At 67.5% G+C, this 10322-nt stretch carries 10 protein-coding genes; 7 read left to right on the top strand and 3 right to left on the bottom strand.

The window, feature by feature from the left end; translation table 11 throughout:
- Positions 1 to 1375: molybdopterin cofactor-binding domain-containing protein (locus INE98_RS08510; RefSeq protein ID WP_293538192.1), on the top strand; the 1375-nt coding region annotated here is incomplete at its 5' end.
- 8 nt (positions 1376 to 1383) lie between these two features.
- Here INE98_RS08510 and INE98_RS08505 read toward each other — a convergent pair.
- The 3 genes from INE98_RS08505 to INE98_RS08495 all read right to left on the bottom strand — a co-directional run bounded on the left by INE98_RS08505 (position 1384) and on the right by INE98_RS08495 (position 4903).
- Positions 1384 to 2748, bottom strand: a complete 1365-nt coding sequence (locus INE98_RS08505; RefSeq protein ID WP_293538191.1) for a VWA domain-containing protein — start codon at positions 2746 to 2748, stop codon at positions 1384 to 1386.
- Positions 2749 to 2755: 7 nt separating this feature from the next.
- Positions 2756 to 3718 (bottom strand): MoxR family ATPase, encoded by a 963-nt coding sequence (locus tag INE98_RS08500; protein WP_293538189.1) that lies wholly within the window; start codon positions 3716 to 3718, stop codon positions 2756 to 2758.
- Between the two features lie 99 nt (positions 3719 to 3817).
- Positions 3818 to 4903, bottom strand: a complete 1086-nt coding sequence (locus INE98_RS08495; RefSeq protein WP_293538187.1) for a hypothetical protein — start codon at positions 4901 to 4903, stop codon at positions 3818 to 3820.
- A gap of 148 nt (positions 4904 to 5051) precedes the next feature.
- On the opposite strand from INE98_RS08495, the gene INE98_RS08490 reads away from it, so the two are divergent.
- The 6 genes from INE98_RS08490 to INE98_RS08465 form a co-directional block, all read left to right on the top strand.
- Positions 5052 to 6356 carry a cytochrome P450 gene (locus tag INE98_RS08490; protein ID WP_293538185.1) on the top strand — a complete coding sequence of 435 codons (1305 nt, stop codon included), beginning with the start codon at positions 5052 to 5054 and terminating at the stop codon, positions 6354 to 6356.
- Between the two features lie 55 nt (positions 6357 to 6411).
- Complete coding sequence (locus INE98_RS08485; protein WP_293538184.1) at positions 6412 to 7389, top strand: phosphotransferase family protein; 978 nt, start codon at positions 6412 to 6414, stop codon at positions 7387 to 7389.
- A complete protein-coding gene (locus INE98_RS08480; protein ID WP_293538183.1) occupies positions 7386 to 7814 on the top strand; it encodes a hypothetical protein in 429 nt (142 codons plus the stop codon). Before INE98_RS08485 ends, INE98_RS08480 begins: the two co-directional genes overlap by 4 nt.
- Before the next feature lie 143 nt (positions 7815 to 7957).
- Positions 7958 to 8362 carry a Zn-ribbon domain-containing OB-fold protein gene (locus INE98_RS08475; protein ID WP_293538181.1) on the top strand — a complete coding sequence of 135 codons (405 nt, stop codon included), beginning with the start codon at positions 7958 to 7960 and terminating at the stop codon, positions 8360 to 8362.
- Positions 8363 to 8376: 14 nt separating this feature from the next.
- Positions 8377 to 9516 (top strand): hypothetical protein, encoded by a 1140-nt coding sequence (locus INE98_RS08470; protein WP_293538179.1) that lies wholly within the window; start codon positions 8377 to 8379, stop codon positions 9514 to 9516.
- 364 nt (positions 9517 to 9880) lie between these two features.
- Positions 9881 to 10322, top strand: a 442-nt coding sequence (locus INE98_RS08465; RefSeq protein WP_293538177.1) for a response regulator, incomplete at its 3' end; no start/stop codon positions are given.

Below are 10322 nucleotides of genomic sequence, written 5' to 3'. Positions count from 1 at the left end.
CTGGTGGCGGGCCCTCAAGGGGCGCGAGAAGCTGAACACCCGCTGGAAGGCCTCCGAGGCGAGCCAGATGTCCAGCCGCCGGTTCGAGGAGATGGCGACAGGTTCAGCACGCTTCGCCACCGAAAAGGTGGTCCGGCATGATGGCGATGTCGACGCCGCCCTGAAGTCGGCCGCAAAGACGATCGAGGCCGAGTACGCCTATCCGTACATCTCGCACGCCAACCTGGAGCCCCAGAACTGCACCGCCCGGTTCCAGAACGGGAAGATGGAGATCTGGGCGCCCACGCAGAATCCGGAGCCTGGCCGCCAGCTGGTCGCCAAGACCCTGGGCCTGAAGCCCGAAGACATCACCGTCCACATCATCCGCGCCGGCGGCGGCTTCGGACGTCGGTTGTCCAACGAGTACATGGTCGAGGCGGCCTGGATCGCCCGCGAGGCCGGGGCGCCGGTCAAGCTGATCTGGACCCGCGAAGACGACATGCGCCATGGCTTCTACCGCCCGGCGGGTTGGCATCGCTTCAAGGGCGGCCTCGACGCCCAGGGGCGCATTGTCGCCTGGGAGGACCATTTCATCACCCCCGGATCCGCGGAGGGTCAGCCCGGCAGGTCGGCCGGCATGGCGGCGACGGAGTTCCCCGCCCGGTTCACGCCCAACTTCCGGTACAACCTCTCCGTCCTGCCCATTTCGGTTCCGACGGGACCGCTCAGGGCGCCCGGCTCCAACGCCATCTCCTTCGCGGTGCAGGGCTTCATCGACGAACTGGCGCACGCCGCAGGCGCCGATCCGGTGGACTTCCGCCTGAAGCTTCTGGGCGACTTCGGTCTGGTCGGGACCCCTGGACGCGATGGTTACGACGCGGCGCGCATGCGCGGCGTCCTGAAGAAGGTGGCGGAGGTCTCCGGCTGGGGGCGGACCAAGATGGCGCCGCGCCAGGGGCAGGGCGTCGCCTTCCACTTCAGCCATATGGGGTACTTCGCCCAGGTGGTGCAGGTGCGCGTGGCCGACGATGGCCAGAGCAAGGTCGAGAAGGTGTGGGTGGCGGGCGATGTCGGCCGCCAGATCGTCAATCCCTCCGGCGCGATCCAGCAGGTCCAGGGCTCTGTCCTCGATGGCCTGTCCGGCGCCCTTACCCAGGAGATCACCCTCGAGAACGGCGCGGTCGTCCAGGGCAACTTCGACAGCTATCGCCTGATGCGCATCAACGAGGCCCCGCCGGTGGAGGTCCACTTCGTCCTTTCGGACAACCCGCCGACAGGGCTGGGTGAGCCGGCTCTGCCGCCCGCTCCGCCGGCCCTCTGCAACGCCATCTTCGCGGCGACCGGCAAGAGGGTGCGCCGCCTGCCTGTGGACCCGGCCCTGCTCGCTGCGGGCTGACGGCCCGCTCAGCGCGGGATGTAGGTCCGCAGGACGTCCTCGATGATGCGCTCCAGCTGCTCGAGCGTGTTGCAGGTCTTGGCCACGTGGCAGAACCGCTCGTAGCGGTTCATCACGCTGTCGCCCTGGCTCCAGTAGCTGTCCGGCTCGGGGTTCAGCCAGATCACCGCGCGGGACCGCTGCTGGATGGTGGCGAGGATGTCGAGGCGGGGGTTGGCGTAGTTCGACCTCGCGTCGCCCAGGATGATCACCGTCGTGTGGCGGTCGATCCGGTCCAGGTGCTGATCGGCGAAGTCCTCCAGCGCCCGCCCGTAGTCCGTCTGCTGGAAGCCAATCTGCTTCAGGACCTCGAAGATGGCGGTCTCGACGGGATGGTCGTCGAGCACCTTGTTGACGCTGATCATCCGCCCCGAGAAGGCGAAGGCGTCCAGCCGGTCGACCACCTCGTTCAGCGAGTAGAGGAAGGTCAGAAGGAACTGGGCGGCGGCGGCCACGGACTTCGAGACGTCGCAGATCGCGACGATGGACGGCTTGTCCACCTTCTTGGTCTTGAAGACGATGTCGAAGGGCATTCCGCCATAGCCCATCGACTTGCGCAGGGTGCGCCGGACGTCCAGGTGGCCGGTCCAGGCGACGTTCCGGCGGCGGGAGTAGCGGTCGGCCAGCCGCTTGGCCATGCGCTTGACCAGGGCCTGCATCATGGCGAGGTCGACCGGGTCGATGCCGCCCTCGGCGTTCAGCGCCTTGCGGGCCAGCATCTCCTCGCGGAGCATCTTGCCGCTGCCGCTGGCGTAGAGCTCGTGCTGGCGCTCGACATAGGCCGAGGCCTGGGCGGCCAGGGCCTTGCGGGCGGCCTCCAGGCGGTCGGCGGCGGCCTCGCCGGGTCCGCCCAGGCGGCGGGCGGCGGCCAGGATGCGCTCGATTTCCGAGAGCCCCATCTCCTCCAGCAGGCGACGGGTCAAGCGCGCCCTCTGGGTCGACAGGCGGATCTGCGAGACCTCGGCCCGCTCCGCAGCAGCCTCCATGGCCTGGGCCAGGGCCGCCCCGTCCCCGTCCAGCAGCATGCGCGCCAGGTCGGACTCCTGCGCCTCGGGGGGCAGGCCCTCCATGGGATCCCCCGAGCCGGAGGGGGGAGGCGGGGCCGGCGTCACCGCCTGGCTGCGGCGGTCGAAGAAGGTGTCAAAGACGCTCTCGAACCGCGCCACCTCCTCTCCGGACTTCGCGAGGGTGGCGCACAGGGCGTCGCGAAAGAGCTCGCGGTCTGAGAATCCCACCACCTCCACGGTGCGGTGGGCGTCGATGGCCTCGGCCGGCGAGACCCGCACGTCTGCGGCCCTCAGGGCCCGGAAGAAGTCCTCGAGCGCCGCCTGCACGACCGCCTCAGCCCGCCGACTGCCGGACGAGCTCAGCGATCTGCGGCTCCACAGCGGCGATGTCCTGCTCGAACTTCAAAAGGACGTTGAGGGTGTCGCGGACCACCTCGCCCTCAAGGGCTCCGGCGTTCAGCAGGATCAGGGCCCGGGCCCAGTCCACCGTCTCGGAGATCGAAGGCGACTTGCGCAGGTCGAGCCCCCGCAGGGACTGCACGAAGCCGACCAGCTGGGTGTTCAGCTTCGCCTCAATGCCGGGCACCCGGCTGGCGACGATCTTCTGCTCCAGGGCGGCGTCGGGCAGAGGAATGTGCAGGTGCAGGCAGCGCCGCTTCAGGGCGTCGCCCAGGTCCCGGACATTGTTCGAGGTCAGGAAGACGATGGGCGGGGTCTCGGCCTTCAGCACCCCGATCTCGGGGATGGAGACCTGGTAGGCGGACAGGACCTCCAGCAGGAAGGCCTCGAAGGCCTCATCCGACTTGTCGATCTCGTCGATCAGCAGCACGCACCCGGTGCGTTCCTGCAGCGCCTTCATCAGGGGGCGCGGCTCGAGGAAGGGCTCGGAGAAGAACAGGTCCCCCATGCCGTGCAGCCGGTCCATCGCGGCGTCCATGCTGGGTGCATCCGACAGGGCCTCGCCCATCCGGTCCTTCAGGATCTGGGTGTAGAGGAGCTGCTTGCCGTACTTCCACTCGTACAGGGCCTTGGACTCGTCCAGGCCCTCGTAGCACTGCATCCGGATCAGCGGCAGGCCGAGCAGGCTGGCGGTGGACAGGGCCAGCTCGGTCTTGCCGACCCCCGCCGTGCCCTCGACCAGGATCGGCTTCTGCAGCTTGACGGCCATGTAGAGGGCCGTCGCGATCCTGCGTGAGGCGATATAGCCGACGCCCGAAAGGCCCGAAATCAGGGCCTCGACCGAAGCGAGTTGGGGAGAGAGGTCGGCGTCAAAGGCCGCTACCGGAGACTGAGACAAAGCATCAAACTTTCAAATGCGACGGGGAGACGATGGTCCCCGGGACAGAAGGCGGCAACTTGCCCGCGGCCTGGGGCCTGCGGCAAGGGTCGATTGGGCTCAGGCGAGGCCATAGGGCCTGTAGGGCCCGAGGATCAGCTGTTCGAAAACGCCCATCCCGCGGACCGGCGCTTCTCCGGGCAGGGTGAGTGTGACGTGGGACAGGGCCTGGACGTGCAGGTTCTCGGGGCTGAGGAAGTTGACGCCGGACAGGTCGATGTCCTCTCGCTCCACCGCCAGCTCGCCCTTGTAGCCGCCATGGCGCCACTGGGGGTGGAGATAGCCGATCCCGCGCATGAGGAAGGTCAGGAAGGGCTGGAAGCTGACCTTGGCCGATCCCTGGGCGAGGGGGATGGAGAGGGTGGCTGATGCGATGTGGCGCGTGCCGGGGATCATCACCACGTCCTCCATGGCCGCCTCGCCTGTGTGCCGGCCTCCGCCAGGCCCGGCGCCGTCCGGCAGAATCACGGCCCGGGTGTTCCAGGGCTCACCCTCCGAGTCCGCGTTCACGTGGAAGAAGACGCTCCGGTCGGCGAAGTTCAGCGGCGTCCACTGCCAGAAGAAGCTGGGGATCTGGTTCGGCACGATGGGCTGTGGGTCGGGCGCACCGACCGGCCGCACGCCCCAGGAACGGTCGCGGGTGCCCACGGAACCCGGCGCCAGCTGTCGCCGGACCCCGTCCACTTCGATCCATCCCGAGACCCGGACGTTCACCGTCAGGCGGGTGTAGTCCATGAAGGCCCGCGGCCCGTTGCGGTAGATGAAGCGGGGCTCCTCGATCGGGAAGGAGCGCCCCTCGAAGGTCAGGTCGGCTGAAATGCCGTTGCTGGGCTCGACGACAACGCGGAGGACCTTGAGGGGCTCGACGACCTCGATCCGTATGGGGCCAGCCGAGATGTCCATGCGTTCCATGTGGAGGACGCGCGAGGCGTGAAGGCAGTGCTCGATTCCGTCCCGGATGACAGAGAAGTGGGCGTCCGCGATGTTGAGGTGGGGGTAGACCCCGAAGGCCACGGCGAAAAACTCTGTCCCGTCCGGCTGGTAGCCGTTGAAGAAGTACCGGTCGTAGAAGTTCCGGTCGGTTCCCGAAAAGGCGATGGGCTCGGGGGTCTGGTGGATCGGAAAGTCGTCGCCTCTGGTCAGCATGGGCCCTCCCCGGCGGGCGCTCGCCCGCCTATCTCTCGCATCGGAAGCGCCGCTTGCGGACGCCTTCAGTCAGGCAGTATCAGTTGAAACAGATCAAGGCGACACCCGGCGGACGCCTGCCGCATGGGGCGCCTCCCCGGAGGACGGAATGGCCCGCGACGACGTTCGTATACCTGACCCATACGCCCAGACCCTCGTGGACCCCGTCGCCTATGCGGACGGGCGGGTCTTCGGGACCTATGACTGGCTTCGCGCCAACCAGCCGATAGGTCGCGCCGAGGTGGCGGGGGTGGATCCCTTCTGGGTGGTCACGCGTCACGCGGACATCCTGGAGATCAGCCGCCAGAACGACTTGTTCCTGAACGGCGACAAATCCCCGACCCTGGTCAGCCAGGAGGCCGACGCCCGAATCCGCGAGATGATGGGGGGCAGCCCCCACCTTCTTCGCACGCTCATTCACATGGATGCGCCTGACCATCCCAAGTACCGGGCCCTGACCCAGGCCTGGTTCATGCCGCAGAACCTGCGCAGCCTTGAGGGCCGCATCCGCGAGATCGCCCGGGCCTCCGTGGAGAAGATGGCCGCCACGGGCGGGCGCTGCGACTTCGTCCGCGAGGTCGCCCTGCACTATCCGCTACACGTCGTTATGGAGATTCTGGGCGTGCCCGAGGCCGACGAGCCGCGGATGCTGACTCTGACCCAGGAGCTGTTCGGCGCCGCCGACCCGGAGCTCGGCCGCGCCGCCCGCGGAGAGAGCGAGTCCATCCCCGCCGCAGCGGGGGCAGAGGGGCGCCGGATGGACCTGGGCGTCATCACCGACTTCTTCAACTACTTCAACGCCCTCTCCGCTGATCGCCGGACCAGTCCTCGCAACGATCTGGCCAGTGTGATCGCCAATGCCCAGATCGACGGCCGGCCGATCTCCGAGCTGGAGGCGATGAGCTATTACATCATCGTCGCGACGGCCGGGCATGACACGACCTCCTCCTCCACCGCAGGCGCCTTCTGGGCCCTGGCCGAGCGGCCGCAGGAACTGGCGAAGCTGAAGGCGGACCCTTCGCTGATCCCCGGCCTGGTGGATGAGTCCATCCGCTGGACCACCCCTGTGAAGACCTTCATGCGGACGGTCGCCGCCGACACCGAGGTCGGCGGCCGGGCCATGTCCAAGGGCGACTGGCTGATGCTCTGCTACGCCTCCGGCAACCGCGACGAGTCTGTCTTCCCCGACCCGCACGAGTTCCGCGTGGACCGCTCGCCGAACAAGCACCTGGCCTTCGGCTACGGCGCCCATCTCTGCCTCGGCCAGCACCTGGCGAAGATGGAGATGCGCATCCTCTGGGAAGAGCTCATCCCCCGCCTCAAGTCCCTCGAGCTCGACGGGACCCCGGCCATGAGCCAAGCGGTCTTCGTGAACGGCCCCAAGACCCTGCCCGTCCGCTTCGAGATGGCCTGAGGCGGTGTCCTCGGCGGACCTCGCCTCCCGTCTGGCGGCTTACGCGGCGACGCGCATGCCGACCGCCCGGGAGGTAGAGGTGCGGGACCTGTCGCGGATCTCGGGCGGCGCCTCGCGCCAGACCTACCGGTTCAGGCTCGCCTGGACTGAGGAGGGCGAGCGCCGGGAGCGCCGGATGATCCTGCGCCGGGATCCGCCCGCCAGCCTGATCGACACCGAACGCCGGGTGGAGTTCGCGGCATATAGCGCCTTCCGTGGCTCCAAGGTGCCCGTACCCGAGATGATCTGGCTGGAGGAGGGGAGTGAGGCCCTCGACCAGCCCTTCTCTGTCGCCGAGGAGATCACCGGGTTCGAGGCTGCCCCGGCCCTCCTCTGGACGGAACCTTACCTCGCCTCACACGAGGCGCTGGCCCGCACCAAGTGGAGCATCCTCGGGGAGATCGCCCGTGCGGACCCTTTCGCCCTGGGCCTCGATTCGGTCATGCCGCCTCCTGAACCCGGCGCCTGCGCCTTCCGGGAGCTGGACATGTGGGAGAAGGTCCTGGACGAGGACCAGGCCGAGCCCCTGCCGATCACCCGGGCCGCGATCCGCTGGCTCAGGGCCAACCCGCCGCCCGCCGCCCAGAAGATCGGCGTCGTGCACGGCGATTTCCGGACCGGTAACTTCCTCTATGACCGCCAGGGCGGTATCCACGGCGTCCTGGACTGGGAGATGGCGCACCTGGGCGACCCCCTCGAGGACCTGGGCTGGAGTCTCAACCCGGTCTGGAACTTCAAGCGAAACCTGGCGGGGGGCCTCGTCCCCGACGCCGTCGCCATCGCCCACTGGGAGGCCGCCAGCGGGCTGAAGGCGGATCCCGACGCCCTGCACTGGTGGACCCTGTTCAATTGCGTGAAAGGCCAGGCCATCTGGATCTCCTCCGCCCGGGCCTGGATCGACGGCGGCAACCGTGAGCCGATCATGGTCCTGCCCGCCTGGGGCATGCAGAACGCCCAGGACCGCGCCATCCTCAAGGTCATGGATCGCCTGTGAAGCCCGACATCCCCGCCGTCCTCGCCGAACTCGCTGGTCTGGTCGCCCGCAACGCCGTCCCTGACGTCGACCCCGCCGAACGCGCAGGGGCGCTGGGGCTGTCGGCCGCCCTGCTGGGCCTGGCGGCCGAGGCCTGGGACGGGGCTGCCCAGAGGCTGGTCGAGGAAAACCGAGCCCTGCGCGCCCTGCTGGCCTCCGCCGGCGACCGGGCCAGTCGTGACGCCTGGTTGGCGGAAGGCGGCGACGATGATCTTCGGATCTCGGCCCTTTCCTCCATGAATGCGCGCCTGCGCGCCGCCTTGATCGACCTGCATGCGGCGGTGGAGCGGGATCCGTCTCCAGAAGCCCGGGAGCTGGAGGCGGAGATCTGGGAAGAACTCCGGCGTTCCACCGAGCGCCGCCTGATGTCCGGCGCCCTCGCCTAGGCCCCCCCGCCCGCTATCGACATCCCGACCCGGCTGGGCTTTCCTGTGCGCCCCGCCATTTCGCGGGGCCCCGCCTTAGGGTGGGCGCAACACGCCAATACCGGCCGCCAATACTGGCCCACGACAAAGGGGACGATTTTCCGATGGCCCGCATCCTGCCCGAGCCCACGCCGGAGACCCGGCACTTCTGGGACGGGTGCCGCGACGGCGAACTTCGCCTGCAGCGCTGCACCGATTGCAACCACACCTACTTCCCGCCCCGGGCCTTCTGCCCGTCCTGCGCCTCGCGCCAGGTCGAGGTCTACGCGGCCAGCGGCCGCGGTGTCCTATGGTCCTATGTCATCAACCACCGCCCTCGGCCCGACATGGGAACCGAGCCCTACGCCATCGCCGTGGTGAAGCTCGATGAAGGTCCGACGATGATGACCAATATCGTCGGTTGCCAGCAGACGCCCGAGGCCCTGGTCCTCGACATGCCCGTCAAGGTTCGCTTCGAGAAGCAGACCGACGACATCTCCCTGCCGCTCTTCGAGCCGGCGCAGTCCTGAGGCGGAACTAGACCATGAAGCAGAATGCTGTTGCGGTCGTCGGCGCCGCCGAGACCACCAAGATGGGCAAGATCCCGGACGTCTCCGTGATCGGCCTCCATGCTGACGCCGCCCTGAACGCCATGGCGGACGCCGGCCTCAAGCCCTCGGACATCGATGGCGTGGCCACCGCCGGGATCAGCCCGGTGGAGTTGGCCCACTATCTCGGCATCAAGCCGACCTATGCCGATGGAACTAGCGTGGGGGGATGCTCCTTCATGCTGCATGTCCGGCATGCGGCGGCGGCCATCAATGCCGGCCTGGCGAAGACCATCCTGATCACGCACGGGGAGTCCGGCCGCAGCCGGGTGGGCGCGGGCGGCTTTGGGCGTGCGCCGTCCAGCCTGATGGGCCAGTTCGAGATGCCCTACGGCGTCACCAGTCCCCCGACCATGTTCACCGTCCCGGTCCTCCGCTACATGAAGACCTACGGCGTGACCGAGGAGGACCTGGCCAACGTCGCCGTGGTCCAGCGTGAATGGGCGGCCCTCAATCCCCGGGCCAGCTTCAAGGACCCGATCACCGTCGACGACGTCCTGAACTCTCCGATGATCGCCTGGCCCTTCCGGATGCTCATGTGCTGCCTCGTCACCGACGGCGGCGGCGCCCTGATCCTCACCAGCGCCGAAAGGGCCAGGGACTTCCCGCAGAAGCCCGTCTATATCCTGGGCACAGGGGAGAGCGTCGAGACCCCGATGGTCTCGCAGATGTGCGACTTCACCTCATCCACCGCCTTCAAAATCTCCGGGAAGAAGGCGTTTGAAGAGGCGGGCATCACCCACGTCGACGTGGATCACCTGATGATCTATGACGCCTTCGCCCACCTGCCGCTCTACGGCCTGGAGGACCTGGGCTTTTGCAAGCCCGGCGAGGCCAAGGACTTCATCCGCGAACGCAACACCGCCATCGGCGGCAAGCTGCCCGTAAACACAAACGGGGGCGGCCTGTCCTACATGCACTCGGGCATGTACGGCATGTACGCCTTGCAGGAGAGCGTTCGGCAGATGCGGGGCGTCGCCGCAGCGCAGGTCAAGGATGCAAAGATCAGTATCGCCCATGGCGTCGGCGGCATGTTCGCCGCCTCCGGGACGATCATCTTCACGAATCAAAGCTAGTTAAATCAAGATCTTACCGCAGTTATGCTGCAGGATTGCTGCGCTCACTTGAGTGCAGCAATCCGAGCTCGCTCCGGGAGTCCCGCGCCTCGCAGCGGGGTGATCGGCAGACTTCGGGAGGACGGCGGCGATCGGTAATCGCACCGTCGAAGAGCCCACCTTCCTCGCGGGGTTTTGGAGGGACGAGCGCACCTTCTTCATGTGGATTTGGAAGATTGGCCCTTGATACCCCCGGCGTAACGCCGTACCCGGCGATGGAGGTCCCTGGGGGGACGGAGCGGCAATGGGATTCACGGCGGATTCTCGAGCGCGTTTTAACCTGGAGCATGTTTCCGTCCTTTTGCTGGAGGAGACCCCCCTTGGCATGTCCGTGCTGGTGCAGATCCTGAACGGCTTCGGCGCTCGCAAGCTTCATAGATGCGACTCCGTCGAGAAGGCGGAGAAGGTTGTTCGAGAGGTCGATCTCGACCTCCTGATCGTCGACGCCATGGGACGCTCGGGTGTCGGCTACGACTTCGTGCACTGGCTCCGTAGGTCAGGGATTCGACCTAACTGCTACGCTCCCGTTGTTCTGACGGCCGCACATACGCCTGCCGCCGCGGTGGCCAAGGCGCGGGATTGCGGCGCTCACATCGTCATGGCGAAGCCGCTGACGCCTCGTGCGATGCTGGATCGAATCATCTGGGTGGCGCGGGCTGGCCGCCGCTTCGTCGAGTGCGACAGGTTTGTCGGTCCTGACCGGCGCTTCAAGGACTCGGGACTACCTGAAAGCATGGTCGTCGGGCGCCGTCGTGAAGATAGTCCCT

It is taken from the genome of Phenylobacterium sp. (assembly GCF_020253645.1).
Lineage (GTDB): Bacteria > Pseudomonadota > Alphaproteobacteria > Caulobacterales > Caulobacteraceae > Phenylobacterium.
This window is presented reverse-complemented; position numbering and strand designations above follow the sequence as displayed.